We start from the raw sequence: 26812 nt of genomic DNA, 5'->3' as shown, positions 1-26812 counted from the left end.
GTCCACGGCACTCTCCCTCAACGCACAATTTCGGCACTGAAGTCATAAAGTATCTTCGTCCAGAACATATCCTCTGAAAATAGGTAAAAACCGCATCGTAACGGTAAATCGTGCTAAGCCTTTATTTGTAACTCAGTTCATTATCGATCACCAGGCCTCATATCCCTAGCCTTGTTCGCACTCATCTTTGTCGAGTTCGCTCGCGCGCGACACGCGCCCGCCGTCATAGCGGCGAACGGGGCCGCCCTCTTCTTGCTGTTCGGTTTCATCTCGGTCGATGAAGCGCTGTCAGCCTTCAGCAATGAAGCTCCGCTCACGATTGCGGCCATGTTTGTTCTGTCTGGTGCCATGTTTGGACCAGCGCACTCGAAAGTCTCGCCACGCGCCTGCTGAACCTCTCTGACACAAGGCCACGGCTTGCCATATCCCTCTTGCTGAGTGGCGCTTTCATCGAATCGGCGTTCCTGAATAATACACCGATCGTGATTGTCCTCATTCCGGTCATTGCCGCCATTGCTGCAGAACTGGGCATCGCCCGAAAACGCTTGCTCATTACGCTCTCCTACATTGCCATTCTGGGTGGCACGATGACGCTGATCGGAACATCGTCTAATCACATCGTAGTTGGCGTGCCCCGTGATCTGGGACTCGAAGGGTTTTGCATTTTCGAGATTTCTGCAGTGGGTCTGGTTGCCGGCCTCGTTGGCATATCCGACCTAGGCCTGTTTGGTCGGTTTGCCTTGCCACATGATGATGATCTGACCTTCTCAGGCGATCAGCAAGCCAATGAGCTCATCACGCGAATCACTTTTCGAGACGGCGCAGATTTCCTTGGGACGTCTATCTTCTGCCCAATCAGTCCGGTCTTTAGCAAGGAATGATTTTGTTGGTCTTTATCAGAAGCCATAGGGGTCAGGTGGATGATCGGAGCTAGAGTGTTAATTCGGAAGAACGAAGATTGGTTCCCTTAGACGCAAGTATTCGTCAGATTAGCTAAAAGTCTGGAATGGGCCAAATCCGGACTTCTAATCAGAATTCGTTTCCTTGATCCCGAAACAATTTTCCATGTTCTTACTCCAAGATACCCTGTTAGCCTTCGTAGCGAATTCTCCTCTGAAACCCACTTATAGCTGGCTTTACCGCCCTTACTGGTCACGTTGAAAAGCACAGAACTTCAAAAATTCCCTGTATTTTCCCTGTAAATCAGGGAATTCGTTGTGAGACTGGTTGATCAGTGACTGCGTCCACCACCAGTCCTCTCTCAGGCGAACGTCCTGATCTCCAGAGGGCTGAAACAAGTCCGTAGTTTCCGCGGGTTAGTCGCGTGAGAGACCTATCCAAGTCTCGCCGAGACGCGCTTTTCCAACGAAACTAGCCTAATTCTACCGCCCGTCTCTCAGGCTCTTTTCCGAGCCCGCTTGGTGCCGACAGAAGATGCTGAGTGAATAGTTCTTAGGCGAAGCCGAGACGCGCGCGCTGCTGCTCCCAGCAGAGCGGTAGATCTGTCATTCGGTGCAAGGCTCTGGCCGTCAGCTCGACTGGCTGACGACCTTCGAGGATGTCCTCAACGATCCTCGGCGCGAGATAGCCCAAGGGTACGAGCTTCTTGGCATCTGCGTGATGCATGCCGTGCGCCCCGGCAAACTCGCCGATGCTTTCGATGTTACCTGTCTCGAGCTGCTCTCTAAGCAAGGCCGCTCTTGCGACGAGCCGTACGAGTGCGTTGTTGAAAGACGGCTCGGCCTGCTCTGCGGCACCAATGACCAACTGCATCTCCTGACCGCGTCGGCGGATAGTCATAGGTTCAAAAAGACAACAGACGCCGAAGTCGACCCCTTCATTACCGACGCAAATCGGGATGTGTTCAGCGAGCACCGATCTATTAAGTTGAAGTGTCAGACCCGTCTTGTCGATGACGACTTTCTCAAGGAGCGACCGCAACATCTCACTTTGCTCTGCTTCGGCAGCGTTTTCGATTATTGCGGCAAGGCTCATTGCGGAGGAGAGGATTGCTTGAACTCTATGGGCATGCTTCTCATGGAGATCGAATAGCCTTGAGCTGACCCCTGTAGGTGATCCACCCGCTAAGTTAGAGCTTGGCGGTTATGGTCGCCCTGTTGGGCGGACCGGAACGCAGTGTAGGGGAGCCCAACAGGGCGAGGCAAGACTGTTTTCGGCGCCGGTGGTTGATAGCCCAGCGAGCTGTGTGGTCTGACGGTGTTGTAGTGCTGCCGCCAGCGTTCGATCAGGATCTGTGCCTCCTTCAGGCTGTAGAAGATTTCTCCGTTCAGGAGTTCATCTCTCAGCTTCCCATTGAAGCTTTCATTATATCCGTTTTCCCAGGGTGACCCGGGTTCAATGTAGAGTGTCTTCACGCCTATACGGCCCAACCAGTCTCTGACAGCCTGAGCCGTGAACTCACTGCCATTGTCGGATCGGATGTGTCCCGGTGGACCCCTCTGAGTGAACAGATCAGTCAGCACAGCCAGAACGTCGTCGTGCTTCAGACTGCGCTGAACGTGGATCGCGAGGCATTCTCGCGTGTGCTCGTCGATTACGGTTAGCATCCGGAAGGCTGTGCCATCGTGGGTCCGATCCGCGACGAAGTCGTACGACCAGACATGGTCCTTGTACTGAGGCCTGAGCCGGATACAGGAGCCATCGTTAAACCATAAACGCCCACGCTTAGGCTGTTTCTGTGGAACTTTAAGCCCTTCACGTCGCCAGATGCGTGCCACCCGCTTCGTATTCACCGTCCAGCCTTCACGGCGCAGCAGCGCCGTGATCCGGCGATAGCCATACCGGCCATACTGCTCTGCCAAGCGGATAATGTCCGCGGTGAGCGCTGCCTCATCCTCTCTTGGGCGAGGCAGCTTTCTTTGAGTGGAGCGGTGCTGGCCAAGAACCTTACAGGCCCGGCGCTCAGAGACTTTGAGCGCTGCCTGCACATGATCCACGGCCAGCCGACGACGTGAAGGGCTTAATACTTTCCCTCAACAGCCTCCTTGAGAATCATCGCATCGAGTGTGAGATCTGAGACCGCCTTCCTCAGCCGCATGTTCTCCTTCTCCAATGCTTTTAATCGACGCGCCTGATCGACCTTCAGACCCCCATACTCGCGTCGCCATCGATAGTAGGTCTGCTCCGCAATGCCGAGCGATCGACAGATCGCCTTGGTCTCCTCGCCTGCCGCGAGCCGGACATCGGCCTCACGCAGCTTTGCGATGATCTGTTCAGGTGTGTAGCGTTTCCTCGCCATATCGTGCTCCTTCAAGCGCAAAATAGCCAAAAACTCTAACTCTCAAAATGAACCACTTTTTGGGGGGCAGGCCATGCTTTGGGCAGACGCGGTAAAGAATGTTTTTCAGAGGTTGGTCGACCCGAAGGTTTTGCCTTTACTCGCTCATTAGCGTCCGAATTTTTGCGATGACCTCAGGGTCATCGATTGTTGGGAGATGTCCGGGGTCTTTGCCTTCGACGAGGGACAGGAGGGCTCGGCGGAGAACTTTGCCAGAACGGGTTTTGGGGAGCCCATCGACGATTATCAAGCGCGAGGGTCGGGCGAAGGCCCCTAGCTCGCTTTCAACGACTGTGCGTAACTCAGACACTAAAGCACTGTCCTCCTTGACCGGTCGAGTAGGTACGACAAAAGCCACAGGTGTCTGTCCTTTAACGGGATCAGACGCCCCCACAACCGCTGCTTCGGCAATATCGGAATGGGCACATATCGCCTCTTCAATTTCGCGCGTTCCTAGCCTGTGACCGGCCACATTGATCACATCATCCGAGCGACCCAGAAGGAAGAAATAACCGTCTGCATCGCGAATAGCGTAATCGAATGTCAGATAGTGCATGCCAGTCTCGTAGGTACGAAAATAAGTGGCTTTGAACCGCTCATCATCGCCCCAGATTGTGGTCATTGACCCAGGTGGGAGCGGCCATCGACAAGCCAACATTCCTTTCTCACCGTCTGGCCTGTCTTCGCCTGTCTCTTCATCAATGATGCGCAGATCATATCCATAGGCATTAAAGCTGGGAGAACCCCATTTAAGCGGGTGCTCCTCAATCCCGGGCAGAGGGGCAATCATTGGCCAGCCGGTCTCTGTCTGCCAGCAGTGATCGTAGATGGTGGGATTCACATGCTCCGCCGTCCAGCGCGCAGTGGCTTCATCAAGGGGTTCACCAGCCAGGAAAAAACGCCGAATGCTCGAGAGGTCGTACTGATTTATATGATCCGGGTCTTGCGTCTGGAATAGTCGCATGGCTGTGGGGGAGGAGAAGACGACCGCGGGCTGATGGCGCTCTATCGTTCGCCACCAAATCCCAGGGTCAGGATGAATAGGACTGCCTTCATAAAGAAGGGTCGCCATTCCGCGCAGGAGGGGGCCATAAACGATATAAGAATGCCCAACGACCCAACCAATATCAGAGGTCGCCCAGAACGTCTCGCCGGGCCGCCCGTCATAAACATACTTCATGGAGGCGCAGAGGGCGACGGCGTGACCGCCAGTATCCCGTTGAACCCCTTTGGGTTTTCCTGTCGTACCGGAGGTATGCAATACGTAGGACGGTGCCTCTGAAGGCAACCATTCTATAGGGTGATGTTTTTGTGGCGTCGCTTTCAGCGTGGCCGCATAATCTTGATCGCGTGGAGCTTGCATCTGCAGATCCTCAAGGAACCCACGATTGACAATAAGGACCCGTTCGACGGTCGCTTTTGCTGTGTCCAAGGCCTCATTGAGAAGGCTTCGGTAATCAATCACGCGGCCACTTCGCAGGCCAGCATCGGCGCTTAAGATCAGCTTCGGCTTAATGTCATCAATGCGATCGGCCAAAGCGCCGGACGCAAAACCGCCAAACACAACACAATGAATCGCGCCGATCCGCGCACAGGCAAGCATGGCAAAGACGGCTTCCGGGATCATAGGAAGATACAGCAGGACCGTTTCGCCTCTTCTTACGCCCTGTTTACTTAGGAGAGCGGCAACCGCTTCGACATGTGCTTGCAGTTCAGAGAAAGTGAAGACCTGTTCGTCACCCGTCTCTCCAGACACTAAGATCAGGGCGCTTGCGTCGGGGCGCTCTTCTGCATGACGGTCTACCGCATTATAACAGAGGTTTGTGCGGCCCCCGACATAGTAACGCGAAAAGGGTGGACTTGAGAGATCCCGGACTTGCGTAAAAGGCGTTTCCCAATGGATGAGATCGGCCTGCTCTTGCCAGAACGCCTCAGGGCTTTCCAAAGAGTATCGGATGAAATCCTGCGCAGTCGACATGGGTTTAGCGCGGCTTGCGGGCCTCTCTCTGGGCGACGGGTGCGCCCGACTTTTTCCATGCGCTGAAGCCCCCTTCCAAATGGGATACCTTCTTCAAGCCCATGTCCTGCACCGCTTTTCCAGAGAGCGCGGAGCGCCAACCAGAGCCGCAATAAAACACGAAGGTCTTGTCCTGCGCAAAGGCCTCCTTGTGGTAGGGGCTGTCTGGATGGACCCAGAACTCCAACATACCGCGAGGGCAGTGAAAGGCGCCCGGGATCATTCCGTCACGCTCCAACTCGCGCACATCGCGCAGGTCAACAATCTGCACACTCTCATCCTCGAGCATGGCGCGCGCGGCCTCAATCGAAACTGTCTGGATCTCCGCATCCGCTGCAGAAATCATCTCGTGAAAACCAATGTGCATTTCAGTCATGGACCACGGACTAAGCGTCTTCAATCTTGACGCTTTTGACGCCAAGCAAACTGGGAAAGTTTGATAGTCGCTTACCCGACAGAAAGTTCTGGGCTTGGGCTCAATGCAGAATAATGTAACTCGACATTATGCCGATCCATAGCTTCTTTAGCGATTCTGATAATGAACTCTTCTTGATCTCTGATTCTATCCGAAGGTCCAACGACGCCAATAACTAGAACCCTCTTCTGTTCATCAGACCAGACACAAAAACATACGGCCCCGATCCCGTTGATGTAAACATCATAGCCGGGCGCGAACTTTCTCTTCCTAACTTTTTTGGCAATGGATAGAATATCTGCGACCGAAGTCGGACCTGCGGAAGAGTAGGGTTGACCCTGCAATTTCCGCACAATTTCACTGATTTCGCTATCCGGCAAAGCCGCTAGGGATACCAGACCCGTATGTGACCCCGTCACAGGCATCAACACGCCCTGTCGCACGCTAATTGATATAGGGTGGGTGCTTTCAAGTCCGTGGACAATTCGGATAAATTCCCCCGATCGACGGCTGAGATTAATAGTTTCTCCAGTCGCTACATGAAGATCTTCCATAACGGACAAGATATTCTTGTCGTGATGAATTGAGCTATCAATCCACTCGACAAGCTGTCCTAGCTTGCGGGTTGGAAGAAAGCTCCAATCTTCTCGCTCATGACCCAGGTAGCCTAGGGTTTCCATACTCTTGAGGAGCGCGAGAGTGGAAGAATGAGGGTAATCTAGCCGCTTAGAAATTTCTGACGCGTTTAAGGGGCGTCTCTCGAGCTCGAATAACTCGAGAACTTCGAAGACACGACCTACAGATTTTACGACTTTTCCCAAGAGGACCTCCGAAGTGAGAAACGTATGTATACCCTATAAGCCTTCTCCCGCAACGTCGGGAGCAATCTGCACGAAATGGCTGGTCTCCTAGCTCGGATCTGCATCAAATTCAGACAGTGTTTTTGCTAAAGATTCTGCTCCAAGTTCCAAAGCGGCTTTTGTGACGTCCAGGCATTCTATCAGCGTTCCGTTAGGGAGAGTTGCAGCAGCTTTTCGGCTTGGATCTAACAGAGTCGATTGTGTCGCGAGGACGTAAGCAGCAGCCGCGGCCTTCGCGAAGGAGCTTTCACAAGGATAAGAAAACGCCGCCTGAAAGGCATCGTTGGAATGCTCGCCCGCACGAAGTTGTTCGACAAACAGGTTGAAAGATCGACTCAACCCAATGTCGCCATGTCTCTTGGTCACGTTAAACTGCCACGTGGGCTCAAGATCCGAAAAATCCGGTGAAAGGTTTTTATCTCCAAAAAGTTTGAGTTTCTTCTCGGCCTCTTCTTGAGAAAAGAAAGGAACATCGATCAAAAAGAGCCGATTGATTTCGATCTGTAGAGAAGCCTCTACAGCGACCAGGCACCCTGTGTGGAAACCGAGCAAATCGACCGCTTCCGATCCTAGGCCGAGGTGCTTTATGGTGGCCCGGGTTGCCTTTGCATAATCTCCAATAGTAGGTATGGTTTTGAGGCGGGTTGATCCACCATAGCCAGGGTAATCAAGGGCGATTACATGACGATTTTTCGCCAAGAGCGGAGCCATCGTCTCAAAGTAGGCACCACTGTAAGGGGCTGGGTGAAGACAAACCAAGGGTGGTTGAGATGTGTCGCTATCGTAGCCCCATTCACGGATATGTATCTGCCCATGCGGCCAGTCTAAATAGGAGAACTTCATGCCGGAAGTCCTCTCAGCTCGTTCATTTTACGAACATATAAACGCTTCGAAATAGGTATAAGAGCCAAGGGGATAACTCCAACAACGGGTGCAAGGCTGGCCATGGCAAAGCGCAGATTTTCTTCGCCGAATACATTATCCGATAAGAAGCCAACACCGACAGGGCCGATTAACAGTCCAGACATACTGATCGCCATGTAATAGATCGCAACGATTTGACCGCGAATTTTATCGGGCGTGATTTGTAAAAGCGCGGTGACCCCGACGGACGATACCATTCCGATACCGATCGCATTTAAGCCAAGCATGGCAAAGGCCAGCCAAGGCGAGGGCATTATCATAGCAATTGAGTGGGTCGGTATGAGGATCAGAGCGCCAATCGCCAGAAGAATAAAAGGCGCATCCATTTGTCCACGCCCCATCATTCTATCGGCCATCCACCCGGTAAGCAGAATCGTCGGAGGGCTAACGGTCAACAGCATAATAGCTTTTACAAAGCTGTAAAAAGCGGGTTCCCAACCCCAACTTCGTTCAAACGTAGAAGGCAACCAGGTGCTTTGTGCATAGGCACAGATGGTCATCACACAAACCAGCGATATTAAACCTCCATACGTTCCGAAGTTTCGGCCCATATAACGCAATGTGTCCAGGATATTACCCTCTCCGACGCCCTGCGCTACGGCAATCGAACGGCGTGTGGGTTCGGGAAGAAAGAAAAAGGGTATCGCTAGGAATACTCCCGGAATTCCCACTATCAGGAAGGTCAATTGCCAAGGTTTTAGCTCTCCAACAATCGGCAAGACGATTTCCGGCGATGTGTTCGTCCACGTCAGAATGGCCGATGCAAGCAAGCCAGCAAAGCCGGCTCCGATCACGAGGGCAGATGTGTAAACAGCGATTGGTTTGCCGCGCCGTTCAGGCGGGAAACTGTCAGCAATCATCGACATCGCACAGGGACTGAGCGTTGCTTCCCCAGCGCCAACGCCCATGCGAGCAACAAAGAGCTGCCCATAGTTTTTTGCGAGGCCAGAGCATGTTGTGGCTATCGACCAGACCAAACTGCCTATGCCAACGATCCATGTGCGTTTCTTATGGTCGGCAAGCCAACCCAGAAAGATCGCGGAGGTCCCATAAAAGACTGCAAAAGCAAGTCCGCCCAAAAGCCCAATCTGGGTATCTGTTAAACTCAGATCCGCCTTGATTTGGGACGCCAGTAGACCGAAAACATATCGATCTACGAAAGATGACACGTAGGTTATCCAAAGCAGGCCCACCATGCCCCAGGAGTAGATGCGACTTGGATACGGTGTATCCTTTTGCAGATTTTCGGTGTCAGATAGTGATCGAACAGTCACGACGCCCCCTTTATGTTTGGTAATGGCGCCTATTCGTCGGGATGGGCCGTAATGGTGTAGATCACGACCAGGTTGCCATCGAAGTCAACAATCCCGACTTCACGGCCCAGCCGACCATCTTGTGTTTTAAGTTCGCCTTCTGGATAGACGGTTGCGCCAACTTTTTTGGCCCCGGCAACAACACCATCAACATCCGGAATATCGAGCACGATCGCTCCACGTCGCGGTGTGGGCGCGGGTCCAATGTCATCCGTTCCTGTGACTTCAGTCAGGGCCATGCAACGGGGGGATTCCGGGGTAGATAAGACGGCGAACCGTAACGTTGCGGAATTGGGTATCTCAAAGACGGGGTAAGAGTAGGACGTCTTTTGAGAGTCTTTGATGAAGGCGACATCGAAGCCCAGAACATCACGGTAAAGGGTCAGAGCCTTGTCAAGGTCACGAACAACAAAATTGGCGCGTTGGAAGCGAATGTGCGGTTTCGTTTTGTCGGTCATGAGATGATCCTATTGGGTGTTTGGTTCAGGAAATCAGGATGCGGGTTCAATGCGAAGGACCTGATTGACTTCAAAAAAGTAGCCATCGAGATCGAAAAACGAGACCCCCACCATGTGTTTGGTTTCGTTGCTCGCACCTGTCACGGAGAAGGGTCGGGGCTCGCAGTGAATTCTGGATCCCATCTTACGAGCGCGCTCGCAGGCGCCTTTAGCGTCCTCGGAGGACACGACAAAAACAGGGGCGCCAAACGTCACTTTCGTGGGAAGAGGCGGTGTTTCTTGACGGGGATTTATCCATTCCAGAAGCCCAATCATACCGACAACAGGATCATTTGCCTTCATGATGACAAGACGTGTCTCATCCCCCGCCTGACCCATGGCGAGGCTTTTGCCGGATAGGGTAAAAGGTTTGTCGTACCATCGGGTCATGCCGAATACAGTTTCGTACCATTGCGCGGCTTTCTCGGCATCACGAACCGCAAGCGTGGTGCGCTTAATTGTATCCGCCATGCTCACTTCTCCACCGCTTCGACTGGCAAGGTATCCGTCATTGCGGGACCCTTTTCTCAAAAGGGGCATCTCCCTCTGGGCTATCCAGAAAATCACGGACAGCCGTTGCGATCTGGCTCACACCGACATCGAAAATACCATAGGTCAGGCCCGGGAAATGCGTGAGCTTTGCTTGTGGAAACAGGGTCTGAGCCGCCTCTGTCTCAGCTTTTAGGCTTGCCTCCGTTGTCATGAGCAAAATGGGCTGAGTGACTTTAGGAAACTGCTCTTCGCCATCATAGGTGAAGACCCCGTGATAGGCCCACCAACCGTAAGGGTAGGCTTGCATGAGGTCGCCGAAATGTTCCTGACCACGCTCCAGAGTTACGCCTGCATTCATTGCCAGCGTCGCAAAACTCCACGATGTATCCAGATGGCTCCCATCAGGGCTCAGCATTTCGGGTTTTACAAGTCTTTCATAGGTTTCGATTTGTCGTTCTTTTTCATAAAACGGGATTCCGGGAAGAAGCAGCCGGCCAACCGTATCAGGATGTAGAATGGCCATCTCAACAGCGATCAATGTCCCCGTGTGATAACCGAGAAGGTCGAGCTTCTGTTCCGACAGGCATCCTAATGACATCAACCCTTGGTGAAGTGCTGTCGCATAGGCTTTGATCGTAAGCGGTTCGGGCGGGTGGGCACTATCACCGTACCCGGGTGTGTCTAAAGCGATCACCAAGCGATCCCGCCCCATTTCGGTCATGAAATCCTTGAAGTAATCTCCCGAAAAAGGCGTAGGCGGGAAGAGGACCAGGGGAGGCTTGCTCGTGGGGGTTTCCGGAGAAACCATTCGAACATGGATCTGGCCATAGGGCCCGGGCACGAACTGCCGAACGATTTTCCCGCGAGAAGATGCCGAGTCTATGTAGCTCGAACAGGGCTCAATACTTGGCGACACTTCCGTCGAGACACATCCCTGCAGAAATGTCGTCGCGAACAGACCAGAAAAGGCCAATTGGATAATTCGAGGAATTCGCAAAAGACTATCCAATTTCTAAAGGGACAAGTCGGATCAGCTCATCAAAAAGGACGTTGAGTCCCAAGTAAGAGACGAAATCCAAAACGCGTCAGGTTTCCATCAGGATGTCAAAGGCAGCCCGTTCGCCGGACTCAAAAGCTCCTTCCATCCCGCGCTCTAGCAAGGCTGTATGCTCGCCACAGAAGTGAATTCGACCATGCGGATCGCGCATGTGCGGAGCGTACTGACTGACTTGTCCCGGCCGCCAGAAAACCCAGTCACCTGCGCCATGGACGTCACGATGGCAGGACTGAACCAGTATCGGCTCGAGTGCCCCTTCAATTGAAGGTCTGATTTTTACGAGTTCTCGGATCGTGTAATCGGCAACCTGTTTGTCCGTCATGAAGTCATATTTATAGGCTTCATCCCCGTTGATGAAAGCAATCGCCGATGTGGCTTCTCCACCATCCCCGCGTCTGAGGACAGCGAAACGTTCGAATGGGCTGTCACTCCAGATATTGGGCGGAAGACCATCCTTCTCCCAGAAGTTCTCTTTAATGAGGAAGTGAACTTGTATAGAGATGCCGTAATCAATTTCTGCAATTGCGCGGTCCATTCTAACAGGAAGTGGATTGTTGAACTTGACATGACGTAGGACCGGATAGGGCATAGAACAGACGACATGCTTGGCCCGGTAGACTGTTCCATCTCCACAATGGACAGCCACCTCACCGCCTTCATCTTCAAACCCGTAAACCGTCTTGTTCATGAGGACGCCATTTTTAAGGCTATTGGCCATGGCTTCTGGAAGTAATGAATTCCCGCCCTTCACCTGAAGAGAACTGGGCGTGCCTGGCTGAGACAGAGCAACCCGGCGATTAAAGGCTCCAACCGCATAGCGGCGAAGTTCATGAATGGCGGAGGTGTTGTGAAGATTATCCGTATGCGCCACCACATTCATCAATCGGATGGTCTCATCATTCAGCCCAAGATACCTTTTAAGATAATCTGTGTGCGGAATATCATATTCGCGAAACTCCGGAGAGATCCACGCGTCCAGTGGTTGCTCGTCAAGTGGATTGTTGCGATGTGACAAGGTGAAGAGAAGCCGATCAGGCATCAATTCGCGATCATCGCCTGAAAGCGGGTTCAATGGGTGATCTGGCCATTCTTCGCGGAGAATTGCTTCGCCTTTGATGTGAAAATACTTCTCTGTACCCATCCCCAATCGGTTCGGCTCGACGAGTTCCAAGTCGAGACGTCGCGCGGTATCCAGCATACGCGCATAGTTTGATCCGATGAGTTCGCCAGCGGCTTCCGGACGTCCAGGCACGTCCATGAGTGTGTAAACGCGCCCGCCAATTCTGTTTTTCCCTTCCAGCATGAGAACACTTAACCCCTGTTCTTCCAGCAGCATGGCCGCGTGAAGACCAGATAATCCGGCGCCGACAACAACAACGTCATAGCGGCGTTCCACCTGCGCCCGAACGGGAGCGGCCGCGGCGATGTAAGCTGCAGCACCACCAACAATGGCGCTACGGCGTGAAAGAGTTGGAAGAGCAGCTTTGTTGTTGTTCATTTTCAAGCCTTGAGCGATTGTCGTTAAAACTTCACTTCGGTTATCAATATCTTATAGACACATACATGCGATTACATGACGCATATCTGCGTTATGTCAATTGGTTACTGTTTAGAGGTCTGGCGGCGCTTGCCGGCCGTGTCGCTTAAATGCCGCTCTTTAAAGGCCTCCCTCACTCAAAGCTCGTTCGTATTGAATGCTGTCAAGCAGCTTAAGGAGACTTTGCATGGTGCATATTTGCAACAGTTCTCTTTTTGGAGGTCCCAAATCAAGACCCGAAGGTATTTCTTGATACATGTCAATCAGTTTAAGTCGTATGTATGCGTTTTAGAAATACACATATGTAGTATAGGGGGGGGCAAAACTCATGCCAAACATCCAACACACAATCATGCTAAGTTCAGCCTTGGCCTTACTTATGTCTCAAGAGGCGGCTTGGGCGCAGAACAATGACGAGATTATCGTCACTGCGCGGAAGCAAGCTGAGAATATTCTTGAGGTGCCGCTCGCAGTCACAGCGATTTCCGCTGCAGATATTGACGCCGCCAACCTGGAAAACATCGTTGATCTCGCTGCCTTCACCCCCGGGTTTCAGCTTGAAAGCTTCAATTCCATCCCGGGTCGCTATGACAGCACACCGTTTATCCGCGGGGTTGTTTTCGATAGCACAGACCCTCTGCGTCAGACCGTCTCTGTCTTTGTCGACGGTGTGTTTGTTTCTGGCGGGAACATGATGTTGGACTTTGAAGGCATTGAACGCGTAGAAGTGATTAAAGGGCCTCAATCTGCCCAGTTCGGGCGCTCAACATTTGCCGGGGCTGTGAACTATATCACCGCGGATCCTTCGACAGAATTTCAGGGTCGCCTGTCCGGGCTTGCTGCAACGCGAGACGAGTATGAGATCACGGCGTCTGTTGAAGGACCTATTTTGGGCGATACTCTCTCGGGGCGTTTGACGGGTCGTTACAACTTTAATGGCGGGCACTACGACAATGCGCTCGATCCTAGTCAGGAACTGGGTGAAGAAGAGACGCTGTCGTTTGGTGCGATGTTGATGTACCAGCCATCCGACAACTTTAAGACGCGTCTTCGCGGTTTTTACTCCGAAATTGACGACGGCCAGCCTGCAACAATCCTGCTCGACTCCTCGTTTAATTCAGGTCCGTTCGTCCCAGGTGGTGAGACTATCTTTGCCGGAACCATCCCGGAGTTCGACGCTGCTGACATTGGTCTGAATTCGACGGATGCAGACTTTGATGCATTCATCGCTGATGCGGCGACACGGGATGTCTTCTTCTCCATTACGCCTGATCGTTTTGGTCTCGACCGAGAAGCATTACGCATCAGCCTGGATGGTCAATATGATTTCGACAATGGCATCGCGCTGAATTATGTGGCTGGATATAGTTCAGAGAAAGCCACAAGCCTAATTGACGTGGATTCATCTCCTGATGCCACTTATACGCAGGTTGCCAATCGTGAATTTGAAGATTTGCAGGGGGAAATCCGTCTCTCAGGAAATGCCTTCGATGAGTCCGTTTTCTGGTCCTTTGGCGCAAACTATTACGAATTGAAATTCGACACAGGCGGCGCCTTTGGGCTTCAGGCTTTCGGACAGTCTTTCAGTTTTGGGCAAGATGGTTTTCTTGACCGAGAAGACGTCAATACACTGGGCTTCTTCGGCAAAGTCGATTGGGATGTGACGGATCGTTTCTCTCTTAGCTTCGAGGGGCGTTACCAAGAAGATGAAATCGATGAAGGCCCCGATGCGAATGGGACATTCACAAGCTTTCTGCCGCGTGTGACCGCCGATTATGAACCATGGGAAGATGGCTTGTTCTACGCCACTTACTCTGAGGGGAACCTGCCAGGAGGGTTCAACTCCAACTTCTTTGACTTAACGGCGGATCAAGTCACTGCCTTGCAGACCCAGTTTGCAGGCCTGGACTCCACTTATGATGAGGAAACGCTGAAGAATTATGAGATTGGCTGGAAGCAAAACTTCGACGACCTGATGAACTTGCAGTTCTCCTTTTATAAGATGGAGCGTGTCGATCAGGTTACGCGGGCCGTTGCTCAGTTGCCAAATCCCGCATTTGTTGGAGACCCAACCCAGCCCCCAATTGTGACAGAAACGTTTTTCGTGAACGCGGCTGCGACTGACATTTACGGGGCTGAGTTGGAAACAAATTGGTATCCGACAGACAATCTGTCTCTGAGAGCGACATTGGCTTGGACAAATGCCGAAATTTCGAACTTCCCGGCGTCTGGTGATTCTGGTGATTTCGAAGACGTTTTTCTGACAGATGACGGCTTCATCGGCCAGAAAGCAGAGCGTTATCCACCGATCCAGATTACTCTTTCAGGCACCTATGACAAACCTATCGGGTCTTTGGGTAACATGGAGGCGAATTGGTATCTGCGCGGCGATATTCTCTATGCCAACGAGTATTTCATCTCCACTCCGAACCTGGGTGAGTCGCCGGCTGTCACAGATGCCCGGCTTCGGACTGGCATCCGAACAGATCGTTACACTTTGGAAGCTTTTGTTACCAACCTGTTTGAAGAAACAGCTCCGACAGCGGCTAACAACTATATCGACCTTTCAAATACGACGCCTCTCTTCTCATTCGGTGTCGAAGCCGTTCAAGTTGGCCTTCGTGACAAGCGTCAGTTTGGTATTCGTGCAGCAATGAACTTCTAAAACCGCCACATAACGGGCCGTTCGGTGATCCTGCCGGACGGCTTACAAAAAGCCGACGGTCAAACCTTGCCATGACCACGGCACGTAGGGTTTACGATGAAGATCGATTTAAATGTTGAACGCAGGCATTATCTAAAAGCTGGTCTTGGAGCTGTTGCGCTTGGATCGATCGCCACCTCAGCCTGTTCATCGACATCAAATGTATCGAATGAGCAGAAATCTCCTCGCCCAGACCTTTATGATCTCGGCGATCCGGCACAGAATCTGGAGGCTTTTGTTAAGGTCATGGGGGATCTGACAGGTCGAGGTGTCTGGTACACGGCCAAAGGCCGGATTTATCTCATCAGAGAGGGTGAAATGCCACTCCCTTTTCTGGGTGTTGAAGGGCTTCGCTATGCCAAATTTACCTCTATTGGTGATGGTCGCTACCTTCAAGCCACGCGGGATTGGGCTTTATATCGAAATATTCAGACCGACCAAGTCCTGGCTGAGTTTGACAATCCGCTGACGGGGCAAACTGTCTTCGTCCACCCCATTTTGACCCGCTACTTTGACTGGACGCTTGATGCGCAAACGGGGCAGATCATGGAAGGGTATAGTGGGGACGCCTACATTATGGAGCGTCCCTTCCTCGCGCCATGGGTCAGGGACAGCGCATCTATGACCGTTACGCTCGAGCTTCTTGTACGGTACGCATCAGGCGTTGGAGGTGGGGAATGGTTCAATCTGACGGCTCCGGCAGATCAAATTAATGACCCGGATCGCCCCCAGACAGCTGCCTCACTCGCTTGGACAGGACATTCGCCGATTATGTCTTGGCTGAATATGGCCGATATAGAAGGCCGAACTCTTTGGCAGAGTACAGGCCAAAAACACTCTGATCTTTCAACCGTATCAAGTCGCTTTAAAGCTGAGCTTGATGAGGTTTTCCCAGGGTCGCTGTATGCGCCTGAGACATATGAGAAGCCAGTCAAAGAATGACCTGTTTCTCTCCAATTTCTGCACAAGAGCATCCTTTCGAAGGTGCATACGCGGTTATCCCTAATCAGACACTTTTGCGACAATTCGTGGAAACGACCCGCGCCACAATCCACGTACGATCAAATTGGCGCGAGGAACGACCCGATATTCCAATTCTTTGTTTGCCAATGAGCGGAGATACCGGCGAATCATTCGCAGCGATCATGGCGAACCCACAGAGTGCGCCTCGATGGATGGCCGTGGACTACCCTGGAACTGGGAACTCTTCGGCCTTCCATGATGGCGTGAAAGACTTCGATGGGAAGGCGTCTATCGCCGATTATGCCCAAGCGCTTTGGGAAGTTGTCGACCAATTAGGCTTTGATCGAATTCATATCTTTGGTCACCATACGGGATGCAAAATCGCCGTGGAAATGGCCGCTATTCGCCCTTATTCCGTGGACCGCATTCTCTTGGCGGCAACATCAATGCAGCCCTCAATGCCGCGCTCCAGAAAGCGCACGCCACGTCCTCTGGCTGGTGACGCGCTCTGGCAGAAGATCAATAATTTTTTACCGGCAAGTTGTTCCGATGTTGTACGTCACCGTATTTTCACCGAAGCTCTACGCCGTGCAGATGGAGCGGCCGATGCTCAGCAAGCTGCAGCGGATTATTGTGAAGATTATCCTGTTCGACTGAAGGCTTTGCAAAGTGACACCCTTCTACTTAATCTCGGGGATGATCTCGTCAAAAAAACGCCTCAAGTCTTACCATTTCTGGAAACGGCCAATTTGGTCGAACGGCTAGACTGGTCACACGGGTTTCTAGACGACCAGGCTGAAGATGTTTTATCTTTGGCTCAGTCCTTTTTCTACGATCAGAAAGCCGAGAGTGAGCCCAACGACCCACCTTCGGGATTCTTGTTTCAAACCTTGGGTGCCCGGGAAAACCTCCAATCCGACATACGGATTTCGGATCGTAATATTGTCTGGATTGAAACGGGCTTTGCTTTTGCGATGCGCCCGAAACTGGGTGGGGGTGAGGAAATTTTCCGTTACTTGCGACCGGGCTCTCTAATCGAGTTACAGACAAATGAATGGATTCATTTTTTGACAGACGGTTCCGTCACAATCGTCGATGGTCTAGCTCACAAATCGCAAATCAAGAGCTCTGCTTCCTACGCTCTTCGCGTTGAAAAGGCGCATCAAGAAACGCTCGCAAGCCTCAAGGCGATATCCGCCCTGCGCGTCTCTCCTTCCGCGGATCATGCCGTTGCAGGCTATTTAATGATGTTGTCGGACTATCATGATTGTCGTCTGCCCGGAGAAATCCCAATTTTGATGAAGCGATCTGAAATCGGAAACTGTCTTGGACTGACGTTTGAAACAGTGAGCCGCCGGCTTTCCCGAATGCGCGATTTAGGTGTTTTAACGGTCTCCAAATCTGGAGTTATTATCAAGAAGCTCGATAGTGTCTTGGCTCTGGCGGGGGTAAGACAGTCTACTTCTCTGCCAACAAAAAAATCAGTCTGACTCTTTCAGTAGATATGACGTTCGACGGTTTGTCATTTCGTCATGTGTACGCTCAGGATAAAGAACGTAGCTTTTGTCTCAGGTCAATTATCGCTACTCATCTACATATAGACGAATATTAAGCACGTATGAAGAAATGCATGAAAGAGATGAGGGGGCTAAGTGGACCTTAAAGTCAAAACCAGTCGTGGGATATGGTGTCTTTTGGCGAGTATGATGGGCTCAACATGTATGGTCCCGCTTGCCTTGGCGGCTCCCTATGATGACCCCTTCAAAAGAGATCTCTTAATTTTGACAGATTGGTTCGAAGGCGAGTTCGACAACTCTGAACAGGTCTGGTTTGAAAACTTCGACGCCGCCAATATTCCTGAAGAAGACCGTTCGAAACGCATTCACACGACGCATATGCGGCTGGATCTTCCGCAATTTGGAGACCATGTTTTTTATGTCGAGGAATATATCGACAATGACCCCACTCAGATCATTCGCCAGCGCTTCGTAACCTTCGAATCCGACTTGGAAGCAAACGCTATTCGGATGAAGCAAGGGTTTTTCAAGGATACAGAAGCTGCTCTAGGGGGGCAGAACCTTGGCGGGCTAACAGCAGGTGATGTTTTCTTTATCGACACATGTGATGTCTTTTGGACTCGAGAAGCGGGTCAGTTTGTTGGGGGCATGAAGCCGAAAGCCTGTGTCTTTGGTGAAGGCGAAAAACGCCGATACTCGGTTCATGACATGACGTTGTCAGACAATGATTATTGGCGAGTAGACAGCACGTATTTGCTCAAGGACGACAGTTTTTACCTAGGGAACAAGCCGAACCGCCCTTCAAAAATGCGCAAAGCAGACCGGTTTACTTGCGACATCACGTTTCGTCCTGAAGACATGAGTTTGAGCTTTCAGGAGTTTCGAGAGCAGACCCAAGAAGTCAAAGGCTTATCCATTCACTCAGAGGGAGGCGAGTTTTCAGTCGTCAGAGACAGTGACGGGCAGAGCTTCACCTATCTGATGCGGGAAAAAGAATATCCCTTTTATGATGAACGTCCTGACTTCATCTATTTTAGCGTGAAGGCAGACGGGGCTAATCGGTCTTCTGTCTATACCGTTAACGACATCGAGTCTCGACGCATTGGAGTCCAATCGGGAGGGATTGGATTTAATTGTCACCGTGATGGTTATGAGTTCCGCGAACTCAAATCAGTTTTAGATCAACAATGATGCCGGCTTACGCCGCGCAACTACAAGGCTAGCGTTTCAATATGCGTTTCAACTTTGCCGTTATTCGACTTCTATTCGTATCTACCTGTACCTTAGGATTGGGTCTTTCCGCTTGCGGGCAAGCGTCTTCGGAGGCCCAATCCCAAACTGACCCAGAGCCGAGCCTTGCGGACGTTATGGAGACCATAAAGCCTCAGAGCAATGGCGCGCAGGCGGTTGAAACTCCCGAACAACCGAGTTCCATAGAGCGCTTGGATGAGCAGATGGGGGCGTCAGTACAATCAACATCCGTTGACGCTGAAGCCATGATGAAGCGTGGTCGAATTGTCTGGCTTAAATGTCGATCCTGTCATGAGGTCGACCCTGGGGCCCCCCATAAAGTTGGTCCCAATTTACACGGTATGTTCGATCAACCAATCGCCTCTCGTGAAGGATTTACCTACTCCGCCGCCTTTGAAGAATCCGACATTATTTGGACCGATGAGACTCTGGACGCGTTTATCGAACGACCCACAAACTATATCCGTGGGACCAAAATGGCTTTTGCGGGTATTTCCAAAGAAAGTGACCGCACTGCGGTCATTGCCTATCTGAGAAAAGCTACTCAGTAATTCAGGACGCTAGTGCATGCGTAGAATTCGATATATTCTTCCTGCGCTCTTCGCTGCTTCAGGTTTATTCTCAGGCACGCATAGTTATGCCCAGAGTCCCGACACCGAACGGGCCCCTGTAACGGGAGATGCTCCTGTGATTATGTCCCATCTCTCGGGAACAGCGTTTGTCACGCGAGACCTTGATGCAAGCATCTATTTCTACACAGAGTATCTAAATTACTCAGTCCGGCGCCGAACTAAAATTGATGAGCCCGCATCTCTGGCAGTCTTTGGAATGGCTGAAGGTGCGATCGATTATGCCGCTTTAGTCCCACATAGCTTTTCTTCTGAAACCCCGTATCCCGGATTGAATTTTGCCGAAGTCGCCGTTCTGGATGACGGGGCAGATTCGAGCAATTTAAAGCGTCGCCTCTATGCGGGCGAACCCCTCTTCGCTTTTTCTGTTCAGGGGATCTCCCTAATCGAAGAGAAAATGCGAAACGATAATGTTCTATTTATTGTGCCTCTTGCGGTCTCAGCGACAGGCCGGTCGATGACTCTAACAGTCTTGGATCCTAACGGTATGAGGGTGCAGATGTATGAGATGCTAGAATAGACACTTGGCAAAAGATTATTTCACCTGTCTTTCTTCAGAAATTCCACCATCGGTGAATGCATCCCGTACGACTTGAGAGTGGCAATCCTATAATATTATATATTCTCTTCACTGCGCAGGTTTGTTCTGATGATGTGTCATGACCTGACCCCGTGAGGTGATCCATCCGCTAAGTAGGAGCTTGGCGGATATGAAGTGCTTGGTTCTGGTGGTCCAGGCGGAGGGTTAGAATCCAGCGGCCATTTTCATATCATCTCTGTGACACAGGGATGATAATTCTGCAAATTCTCGCGGCGTTCGGCTATTTTGACCCATGTGAGGACGGCTCTCATTGTAGTGCCGTCGCGAAGCTTCAGCAAGACGTTGGGCCTCAGCAATCGAACTGAACCAGTTCATATTGAGAAGCTCGTCTCGGATCGATCCGTTAAACGACTTGATGTGCGCGTTATCTGTTGGCGCCCTAGGCCGGGAGAAGTCCATTTTGACCTTGTGGGTATAGGCCCAGAGCCCATGATCTGTCCGGTGAACTCGGCGCCATTGTCGCAAAATACCCTCTCGGGTGGGCCGTAGAGGTAGACGAGGCGACCTACGGACGTTCGCCACATTCTCACCGCGAAGCCTCGACCCCACTTCGATCGCCATGGCCTCGCGGGTGAACACATCTAGGAGGCCGTCAGGCCGGATGGTCCTAAGGACGGCCTTGTCCAAGCTCAGCTCGGCGATCAGCTTAATCAACCGTACGTTCTCATCCGCCAGCTGCTTGAGTTCTCGAACCTGATCAGACTCAAGTCCGGCATACCTCTTCTTCCATCGTTAGTGGGTCTATTCTGTAATGCCCATCTACCGGATCAAGTCCGCGACCGGCAGACCCAGCTCCACTTGCTTTAAGGCGGCGACGATCTGCTCCGTCGAATAACGTCTGCGTGTTCTTGTGCCCTGAGCGTAGCGAGGAAATCCTCTTGGAGGGCCATTCTCCAGTTCCTTTTTCAAAGAAACCGCTGCAAAACTAACACCAAAACCGGACCACTTTCACCACATCACGTCAACCTTGATGCGACAGTCGAATGAGCCCTCTCATCAGCTACTCACCCTAAGAGGACGTTATCGAACCGTGTGTGCTGTGGTTTCCACGCCCCCAGGATCTTTACTGCCGGTAATTTCTGCTATTGGAAATGGTATTGCTTGCAGTCTAGCTCTCCTCGTTTTTACTAAGGAGAACAGTACTATCTGAAATTCCCTGGGAGGCCAGAAGGCTTGGCAAACAAGTTGAAGCACACACTATCATCTAAAATCTCGGCTCGGAAACAGCTTCGCCGCTTGGCTGCGCGGATGGCGGCCGGCCCCATGCGCATAGTAGGCCGTCACGTCTTTGCGGTCGCTTGACCGGTCCGTCTTCGGGTCCGCACCGAGGGGATCGGTCGTGACGGGCTTCGGCACATGTGAGGCGGCTTTGTCGCTCGCGATGGAAGTCGATGTCTGGACCGGTGACCGGACGTGATCGGCATTGTCATGCGCTGGGTAGATAGGCTCGGCTTCGGTGCCGCCCGCCATACCGTCCAGCAGATGTGACAAGTCTTCAATCTGTTCGGCGATGACGTTGGTGACGATGCCCTCGTGCTGGAACTTGCCCGACACGCGCAGCAGTCGCCCCGCCATGACTTCCGCCCGGAACTTTGGGAAGACTCCATTACCCCAGACAATGATATTTGACGTCCCCGCTTCGTCTTCCAGAGTGAGGAAGACGACGCCGGATGCCGTGCCCGGACGCTGACGGCAGACGACGAGACCGCAGACTGTGATGGGACGCCCGTCCGGGTAGTCGCGAAGATGTTGGGTCTGAATGCGGTTGCCGAGCTGTTTATCTAGCAGCTCGACCGGATGCGTCCGGAGCGTCAGACGCTTAGAGACGTAGTCGGAATAGACCTGCTGCGCTTCTGTCAGGATCGCAAGCGCAACCTCGCCGCTCGGCAGGCCTTCCCCGAACTCCGAGAAGAGCGGCAGCGGGCCGCCGCGCGGCAGGGCCTTGACCTGCCAGAGCGCTTCGCGGCGATTGAGGCCGTAGCAGGCAAACGCATCCGCTTGCGCCAACTTATTAAGGGCGCGGTAGGACAGGCCCGCCCGACGCCAAATGGCATCGACCGAGTGATAGCCATTGCCCCGGCAGGCTGTGAGCCACTTGGCTTCCTCCTCTGGCAGACCTTTGATCTGGCGAAGACCGAGCCGGACGGCGAGCTTGCCATTGCCGTCCGGCTCCAGCGTGCAGTCCCAGAAGCTCGCCTCCACGCAGGGCGGACGCACGTCCACATCGTGCCGCTGCATGTCCTGCACGATCTGGGCGGGCGCGTAGAACCCCATCGGCTGACTGTTGAGCAAGGCGCAGCCGAACACTTCCGGATGGTGACACTTCAGATAGCAGGACACGTATACGATCAGCGCGAAGCTGGCGGCATGAGACTGCGGAAAGCCGTAGCCGGAGAAGCCTTCCAGCTGGCGGAAGACCCGTTCCGCGAAGTCGCGCTCATAGCTATTGTCGAGACAGCCCTGGATAAAGCGATCCTTGTGGATCTGGATGCGTCCCGGTCCCGATGAGGAGGCCAAGCTTCGGCGCAAGTGGTCGGCTTCGCTCGCCGAGAAGCCGGCCGCAATGGACGCGATCTCCATGGCCTGTTCCTGGAAGAGCGGAATACCAAGCGTTTTCTCCAACGCTGGCCGGAGGGCTTCGCTCGCATACTTCACCGGTTCTTCGCCCCGTCTGCGCTTGAGATAGGGATGGACCATATCGCCCTGGATCGGGCCGGGCCGTATGATGGCGACTTCGATGATGAGGTCATAAAAGGTGCGCGGTCGCATCCTGGGCAGGAACTGCATCTGCGCGCGGCTTTCGATCTGAAAAACTCCCAGCGTATCGGCCACGCAGATCATGTCGTAGGTGGCCGGATCCTCCTGCGGCACGTTCGACATATCGAGATCGATGCCCTTCCATTGCCGCAGCAGTTCGAACCCCTTGCGGACGCAGGTCAGCATGCCGAGCGAGAGGACATCGATCTTCATCATGCCCATCACGTCGATATCGTTCTTGTCCCATTCGATGATGGTCCGGTCCTCCATCGCCGCGTTTTCGATGGGGCAGAGCTCGTCCAGCCGGCCGTTCGTGATGACGAGTCCGCCCGTGTGCTGGGAGAGGTGCCGCGGAAAGCCGATCAGCTCGTTGGCAAGCTTGAGCGTCAGCGCGATGCGGCGCGCCTCCGGGTTCAGCCCCGCATAGGCCGCGCGCTCCGGTGTCAGACCACCGTCGCGCCACCCCCAGATCTTGGACGAGAAGGCGCGGATACTGTCTTCTGAAAGACCCAGCGCTTTGCCGACTTCACCCAAAGCCGAGCGAGACCGGTAATGGCGCACGGTCGAGCAGATCGCCGCGCGGTGACGGCCAAACTTGCCGAACACATACTGATAGACCTCCTCGCGCCGCTCATGCTCGAAGTCGACATCGATGTCGGGCGGCTCGCCGCGCACATCAGAGATGAACCGCTCGAAGACCATGTTGATGAGGTCGGGGCTGGCATGGGTGATGCCGAGCGCAAAACAGACCACGGAGTTGGCGGCCGAGCCCCGCCCCTGGCAGAGGATGCCGTCCCCGCTGGCATAGCCGACAATGTCCTGGACGGTCAGGAAGTAGGGTGCGTAGCCAAGCTTGGCGACGAGCGCGAGTTCCTTCTCGACCACGGCCCGCAACTTGAGCGGCACCCCGCCCGGATAGCGCCCACGCAACCCCTCTTCGGTCAGTTGGCGGAGCCGCGTGTCCGGATCGATGCCGTTCAGCACTTCGTCCGGATATTGGTACTCCAGCTCGTCCAGTCGGAAGGTGCAGGCGTCCGCGATACGCAGCGTGTTGAGCAGGGCATCGGGATAGTCCGCGAACAGTTGCCGCATCTCCAGCTCGGAGCGCAGGCGGCGTTCGCCGTTCAGCAGCGCGTGCTGGCCGAGTTGATCGACGGTCCGCTTCAGCCGGATGGCGGTGAGCGTATCGGCCAGAAGACGGCGATTGCCTCGGTGCATCAGCACATTGCCCAGCGCAACGAGCGGCACGGACTTGATTGCCGCCAACTCGGCGACAATGCGGAAGCGGTCCTCGTCCCAGCCGTCATAATAGGGCGAGACACCCAGATAAAAATCAGCCCCAAAGGCCCTGACCAAATCATCGATCCAGTTCTGTGACCGCACAGGGTCTTTCAGAATGACAACGGTCTCAGAAAGTCCACTTAGGACATCGGCCATCTCGAGCTGGCAGTCGCCTTTCTCAGCCCGCCGCTTACCGACGGTCAGCAAGCGCGCGAGTTTGGCATAGCCGGAGCGGGTTTTGGAGTAAGCTAACATCTCCGCCCCGCAACCTGTCACAATCCGCGAGCCGACGCGGAAGTCGAGACCGACGTCCCTTGCGGCCGAGTAGGCCCGGACGATGCCGGAGAGCGAGTTGCGGTCGGCAACTCCGATCGCGCGCAGGCCGATCTCGTGGGCGCGCTCGACCAGCTCCGCCGGATGGCTCGCGCCCGTCAGAAAGGTGAAGTTGGTCGTGATGTCGAGCTCGACATAGCTCATCAGGCGAGAAGCAGAGAAAGGCGGGGCTCGCGCAGGAACTCGCCGCAGACATAGCAGCCATCATCCGGGTGCCGAGGAAAGACCATCAGCCAAAAGAGCCGGCCGCATTCCGTCCGAGCCCGCCAATAGTCTCGCACGCGCGCTTCGAACTTGGAGTGCGGGTCGTCCCAATTGACCGGGCTGATCCGTTCCGGGCCTTTGACCTTCACGACGCGGTAGCTGTCCCGTCGCCAGGTGAAAGCGTAGGGTGCGCGTCCCGGCTGGTCGACGCGCACCCGCTCGGGCGCAAACGCGATCTCGGGGCGGGGATAGGTTGTCAGGTCCGTGGGCGGTGTCCAGTCGAGCGCATCGACGGCTGGGGCGAACATCATCTCGCGCTCCGGCGTATGGCCCGGTCCGGGGCGCGGCGTGTGCAGCCGATCGAAGCCGATCCGGTTGCCGAGCGTGGTCAGCGTCTGGTCGACGGCCTCCTGCTGCGCCTGGGCGGCATTGCCTGCCTCGATCTGGTGCGGGTTGAAGAGGCAAGTATCTAGCGCGAGCAGCCGCATCCAGTCCGCGCCGAACTCGATCTTGAGCTGATCCAGTGGCCGTGCGAACTGGCGCAGGATCGGCGTAACCGTCCGGGTCGGACTGGCAAAGCCGACGGACAGATGATGGTCGCCCGTATCGACGCAGCGGACCGTCAGCCGGAAGCCCCGAGCCGTGTAACCCTTGTCGCAAAGCTTCTGGCAAACGCGCTCGGCCAACCGTTCCAGAATGCCGGTCACGTCTTCAAGGCGGCCGATGGGCTCAGGCAGCGTCATGTTGGCGGCGAAGGTCGGGACGACAGCGCTGGGAACGACCGCGTCGTGGGTATGGCCGCGCAACTCATCCAGCGCGCTCGTCAGATGGACGGAAAAGCGCCGGGCCAGCTCGGCGGACTTGAACCGCCGCAACTCGCCGATCGTGGTGACGCCAAGTCGGCGCAGGTCAGTCTCGATAGATGTCTTCAGATCCAAGGCGGCAACGGGCAAGCCATCAACCTGGGCATGCTCACGGTCGGGATCCGTTATGGTGATCGTTGACGTACCATGCCGCGCGAACCCCCGCGCCGCCCGGAGCGTGTTGGCGATACCAATCCGGGTCACGACTGTCAGGTCTTCCGTCTCCCTCAGAATAAGTTCGGCCATCTGCTGCTCGCCTTCGAACAAATGCGCGCAGCCAGTGACGTCAAGGAGAAGTCCGTCAGGCGGATCGAGCGCGATACGCGGCGAGTAACGATCCGCCCAGATATGGAGCGCGCCTAGAAGCCGAGACTCACGCATGTCGTCCTGCGGCTCTGTCAGCAGGTCAGGACAGACGACATAAGCGTCCGCGACCGTGGCGCCCGGTTGCACTCGGGCTTTGCGTGCAAGATCATTGGCGCAGACAACCCGCTCCACATTGCCGGTCTTGCGCGTCACGGCAAACGGTCCCCAGACACGTGGATCCTCGCGCCGCCGCCACCGATCAAGCGGCAGCTCCGGAAACCAGAGAGCGAGGGTGCGTCGTGAAACGGATGGGCGCATGGATGGGTGGGTTTTCCAGAGAAGGGCAAAGATCGGGCGGATGGACGAGATGTTCGGGCGGGTCGCCCCGCACGGACCAGGCGCGCGGGCGTCCGCGCTTGTTGCGGGTCAGGCTCCACACCCAGTCGTACTCGGACCCCTCTTCACTCTCGCAATGCCATCGGGTCTGGCAGGCCGAGGACTGAGCGTGGCGTCGGATAAGAACGAGGCCGATCCCGCCGCCGACTTGTGCGGCGATCTGCAGGCGTCGGCTCTCGGACAGGTCCGGTCCCTTGTCGATGTCGATGATGACCGCACCCGCCCCGCGGCAGCGCAAAGCTTGTTCGGCCGCCCAGAGGGTCTCGTCGCGATTGGCGGTCTCGACGAGAATGAGGTGCGCCGGGTCGCCATAGGGGCGAAGGCCCCGGGCGCGGAGGGACCGAGACCGGCCCCCGATCGCGACCCAGAAGATCCGTCCCGTTGACTTTGCAATGACGGCGAGGGCCAAGGATGTGCGAAGAGACCCCGTCACTTCATGGACACGGGCAGCGGCGATCGGCGCGGCGGAATCCAGCCGGATGCTGTCTTCATTGGCCGGGAAGTCCTGTCCGGAAACGAGGCCAATCTGTGATCTTATGTCCTGCAGGGTTGACATAAGTTCGTGCTTTGTTCTCATTGAGGTGATCTAGTCAACAG

General features: G+C 54.1%; 22 protein-coding genes and 1 pseudogene. 8 read left to right on the top strand and 15 right to left on the bottom strand.

Translation table 11 applies throughout. The annotated features are described in order from the left end of the window. Window positions 1-171: 171 nt before the first annotated feature. Both AB6B39_RS05740 and AB6B39_RS05735 read left to right on the top strand, forming a co-directional pair. Complete coding sequence (locus AB6B39_RS05740) at window positions 172-393, top strand: hypothetical protein (protein WP_284374372.1); 222 nt, start codon at window positions 172-174, stop codon at window positions 391-393. Then, window positions 387-881 (top strand): SLC13 family permease, encoded by a 495-nt coding sequence (locus AB6B39_RS05735; RefSeq protein ID WP_348520211.1) that lies wholly within the window; start codon window positions 387-389, stop codon window positions 879-881. Before AB6B39_RS05740 ends, AB6B39_RS05735 begins: the two co-directional genes overlap by 7 nt. A gap of 571 nt (window positions 882-1452) precedes the next feature. On the opposite strand, the gene AB6B39_RS05730 is transcribed toward AB6B39_RS05735, so the two are convergent. The 11 genes from AB6B39_RS05730 to AB6B39_RS05680 all read right to left on the bottom strand — a co-directional run bounded on the left by AB6B39_RS05730 (window position 1453) and on the right by AB6B39_RS05680 (window position 12371). Next, window positions 1453-1995 carry a hypothetical protein gene (locus AB6B39_RS05730; protein WP_284374370.1) on the bottom strand — a complete coding sequence of 181 codons (543 nt, stop codon included), beginning with the start codon at window positions 1993-1995 and terminating at the stop codon, window positions 1453-1455. Between the two features lie 89 nt (window positions 1996-2084). Beyond that, window positions 2085-3259 (bottom strand): IS3 family transposase gene (locus tag AB6B39_RS05725; RefSeq protein WP_284374395.1). Its coding sequence is split into 2 segments (ribosomal slippage): window positions 2085-2995 and window positions 2995-3259, totalling 1176 coding nucleotides; the frame shifts between segments, so codons are not numbered across the junction. 136 nt (window positions 3260-3395) lie between these two features. Continuing rightward, entirely contained in the window at window positions 3396-5276 is a 1881-nt protein-coding gene (prpE, locus tag AB6B39_RS05720; protein ID WP_284374334.1) for a propionate--CoA ligase, read from the bottom strand. 4 nt (window positions 5277-5280) lie between these two features. Continuing rightward, window positions 5281-5682, bottom strand: coding sequence for a rhodanese-like domain-containing protein (locus AB6B39_RS05715; protein WP_348520210.1), 402 nt, complete (start codon window positions 5680-5682; stop codon window positions 5281-5283). A gap of 80 nt (window positions 5683-5762) precedes the next feature. Then, window positions 5763-6551 carry an IclR family transcriptional regulator gene (locus AB6B39_RS05710; protein WP_284374338.1) on the bottom strand — a complete coding sequence of 263 codons (789 nt, stop codon included), beginning with the start codon at window positions 6549-6551 and terminating at the stop codon, window positions 5763-5765. 87 nt (window positions 6552-6638) lie between these two features. Beyond that, window positions 6639-7433 (bottom strand): alpha/beta fold hydrolase, encoded by a 795-nt coding sequence (locus AB6B39_RS05705; RefSeq protein ID WP_284374340.1) that lies wholly within the window; start codon window positions 7431-7433, stop codon window positions 6639-6641. Then, entirely contained in the window at window positions 7430-8788 is a 1359-nt protein-coding gene (locus tag AB6B39_RS05700) for an MFS transporter (protein WP_284374343.1), read from the bottom strand. The genes AB6B39_RS05705 and AB6B39_RS05700 overlap by 4 nt, the downstream gene beginning before the upstream one ends. A gap of 29 nt (window positions 8789-8817) precedes the next feature. Then, complete coding sequence (locus tag AB6B39_RS05695; protein ID WP_284374345.1) at window positions 8818-9285, bottom strand: VOC family protein; 468 nt, start codon at window positions 9283-9285, stop codon at window positions 8818-8820. 33 nt (window positions 9286-9318) lie between these two features. After that, window positions 9319-9795 (bottom strand): VOC family protein, encoded by a 477-nt coding sequence (locus tag AB6B39_RS05690; RefSeq protein ID WP_284374347.1) that lies wholly within the window; start codon window positions 9793-9795, stop codon window positions 9319-9321. Between the two features lie 37 nt (window positions 9796-9832). Then, the gene (locus tag AB6B39_RS05685; RefSeq protein ID WP_284374349.1) at window positions 9833-10537 is read right to left on the bottom strand and encodes an alpha/beta fold hydrolase; all 705 of its coding nucleotides are present in this window, start codon (window positions 10535-10537) and stop codon (window positions 9833-9835) included. A gap of 364 nt (window positions 10538-10901) precedes the next feature. Beyond that, complete coding sequence (locus AB6B39_RS05680; RefSeq protein WP_284374352.1) at window positions 10902-12371, bottom strand: flavin monoamine oxidase family protein; 1470 nt, start codon at window positions 12369-12371, stop codon at window positions 10902-10904. A gap of 367 nt (window positions 12372-12738) precedes the next feature. Here AB6B39_RS05680 and AB6B39_RS05675 point away from each other — a divergent pair, with 367 nt between their 5' ends. The 6 genes from AB6B39_RS05675 (at window position 12739) to AB6B39_RS05650 (ending at window position 19994) form a co-directional block, all read left to right on the top strand. After that, window positions 12739-15075, top strand: coding sequence for a TonB-dependent receptor (locus AB6B39_RS05675; RefSeq protein ID WP_284374354.1), 2337 nt, complete (start codon window positions 12739-12741; stop codon window positions 15073-15075). 96 nt (window positions 15076-15171) lie between these two features. Further along, window positions 15172-16056: a DUF1838 family protein gene (locus AB6B39_RS05670; protein ID WP_284374356.1), complete on the top strand. Its 885-nt coding sequence runs from the start codon at window positions 15172-15174 to the stop codon at window positions 16054-16056. Then, window positions 16053-17567: an alpha/beta fold hydrolase gene (locus AB6B39_RS05665; RefSeq protein ID WP_284374358.1), complete on the top strand. Its 1515-nt coding sequence runs from the start codon at window positions 16053-16055 to the stop codon at window positions 17565-17567. The genes AB6B39_RS05670 and AB6B39_RS05665 overlap by 4 nt, the downstream gene beginning before the upstream one ends. A gap of 231 nt (window positions 17568-17798) precedes the next feature. Beyond that, window positions 17799-18785: a chromophore lyase CpcT/CpeT gene (locus AB6B39_RS05660; RefSeq protein ID WP_284374360.1), complete on the top strand. Its 987-nt coding sequence runs from the start codon at window positions 17799-17801 to the stop codon at window positions 18783-18785. Between the two features lie 41 nt (window positions 18786-18826). After that, window positions 18827-19396: a c-type cytochrome gene (locus tag AB6B39_RS05655; protein ID WP_371398712.1), complete on the top strand. Its 570-nt coding sequence runs from the start codon at window positions 18827-18829 to the stop codon at window positions 19394-19396. A gap of 16 nt (window positions 19397-19412) precedes the next feature. Beyond that, window positions 19413-19994, top strand: coding sequence for a VOC family protein (locus tag AB6B39_RS05650; protein WP_284374363.1), 582 nt, complete (start codon window positions 19413-19415; stop codon window positions 19992-19994). A 225-nt stretch (window positions 19995-20219) separates the two neighbouring features. On the opposite strand, the pseudogene AB6B39_RS05645 reads toward AB6B39_RS05650, so the two are convergent. The 4 genes and pseudogenes from AB6B39_RS05645 to AB6B39_RS05630 all read right to left on the bottom strand — a co-directional run bounded on the left by AB6B39_RS05645 (window position 20220) and on the right by AB6B39_RS05630 (window position 26771). After that, window positions 20220-20972, bottom strand: a pseudogene (locus tag AB6B39_RS05645) (integrase core domain-containing protein). Between the two features lie 303 nt (window positions 20973-21275). After that, window positions 21276-24590, bottom strand: coding sequence for an error-prone DNA polymerase (locus AB6B39_RS05640; RefSeq protein ID WP_284374365.1), 3315 nt, complete (start codon window positions 24588-24590; stop codon window positions 21276-21278). After that, the gene (locus AB6B39_RS05635) at window positions 24590-26137 is read right to left on the bottom strand and encodes a hypothetical protein (protein ID WP_284374366.1); all 1548 of its coding nucleotides are present in this window, start codon (window positions 26135-26137) and stop codon (window positions 24590-24592) included. Before AB6B39_RS05635 ends, AB6B39_RS05640 begins: the two co-directional genes overlap by 1 nt. After that, on the bottom strand, window positions 26079-26771 hold the full coding sequence (locus tag AB6B39_RS05630) for an ImuA family protein (protein WP_284374368.1): 693 nt from the start codon (window positions 26769-26771) through the stop codon (window positions 26079-26081). Before AB6B39_RS05630 ends, AB6B39_RS05635 begins: the two co-directional genes overlap by 59 nt. Between the last annotated feature and the right edge of the window lie 41 nt (window positions 26772-26812).

Source organism: Algimonas porphyrae, assembly GCF_041429795.1.
GTDB classification, from domain to species: domain Bacteria; phylum Pseudomonadota; class Alphaproteobacteria; order Caulobacterales; family Maricaulaceae; genus Litorimonas; species Litorimonas porphyrae.
Note: the sequence above shows the minus strand (reverse complement) of the source record. Positions and strands in the feature narration are given on the sequence as shown.

What these genes read in the sequence shown, in the direction of transcription:
- AB6B39_RS05675 (WP_284374354.1), top strand. Translation starts at nt 12,739, where the DNA reads ATGCCAAACATCCAACACACAATCATGCTAAGTTCAGCCTTGGCCTTA.
- AB6B39_RS05670 (WP_284374356.1), top strand. Translation starts at nt 15,172, where the DNA reads ATGAAGATCGATTTAAATGTTGAACGCAGGCATTATCTAAAAGCTGGT.
- AB6B39_RS05655 (WP_371398712.1), top strand. Translation starts at nt 18,827, where the DNA reads ATGCGTTTCAACTTTGCCGTTATTCGACTTCTATTCGTATCTACCTGT.
- AB6B39_RS05665 (WP_284374358.1), top strand. Translation starts at nt 16,053, where the DNA reads ATGACCTGTTTCTCTCCAATTTCTGCACAAGAGCATCCTTTCGAAGGT.
- AB6B39_RS05690 (WP_284374347.1), bottom strand. Translation starts at nt 9,795, where the DNA reads ATGGCGGATACAATTAAGCGCACCACGCTTGCGGTTCGTGATGCCGAG.
- AB6B39_RS05640 (WP_284374365.1), bottom strand. Translation starts at nt 24,590, where the DNA reads ATGAGCTATGTCGAGCTCGACATCACGACCAACTTCACCTTTCTGACG.
- AB6B39_RS05680 (WP_284374352.1), bottom strand. Translation starts at nt 12,371, where the DNA reads ATGAACAACAACAAAGCTGCTCTTCCAACTCTTTCACGCCGTAGCGCC.
- prpE (WP_284374334.1), bottom strand. Translation starts at nt 5,276, where the DNA reads ATGTCGACTGCGCAGGATTTCATCCGATACTCTTTGGAAAGCCCTGAG.
- AB6B39_RS05650 (WP_284374363.1), top strand. Translation starts at nt 19,413, where the DNA reads ATGCGTAGAATTCGATATATTCTTCCTGCGCTCTTCGCTGCTTCAGGT.
- AB6B39_RS05630 (WP_284374368.1), bottom strand. Translation starts at nt 26,771, where the DNA reads ATGTCAACCCTGCAGGACATAAGATCACAGATTGGCCTCGTTTCCGGA.
- AB6B39_RS05715 (WP_348520210.1), bottom strand. Translation starts at nt 5,682, where the DNA reads ATGCACATTGGTTTTCACGAGATGATTTCTGCAGCGGATGCGGAGATC.
- AB6B39_RS05660 (WP_284374360.1), top strand. Translation starts at nt 17,799, where the DNA reads ATGGTCCCGCTTGCCTTGGCGGCTCCCTATGATGACCCCTTCAAAAGA.
- AB6B39_RS05685 (WP_284374349.1), bottom strand. Translation starts at nt 10,537, where the DNA reads ATGACCGAAATGGGGCGGGATCGCTTGGTGATCGCTTTAGACACACCC.
- AB6B39_RS05695 (WP_284374345.1), bottom strand. Translation starts at nt 9,285, where the DNA reads ATGACCGACAAAACGAAACCGCACATTCGCTTCCAACGCGCCAATTTT.
- AB6B39_RS05635 (WP_284374366.1), bottom strand. Translation starts at nt 26,137, where the DNA reads ATGCGCCCATCCGTTTCACGACGCACCCTCGCTCTCTGGTTTCCGGAG.
- AB6B39_RS05705 (WP_284374340.1), bottom strand. Translation starts at nt 7,433, where the DNA reads ATGAAGTTCTCCTATTTAGACTGGCCGCATGGGCAGATACATATCCGT.
- AB6B39_RS05730 (WP_284374370.1), bottom strand. Translation starts at nt 1,995, where the DNA reads ATGAGCCTTGCCGCAATAATCGAAAACGCTGCCGAAGCAGAGCAAAGT.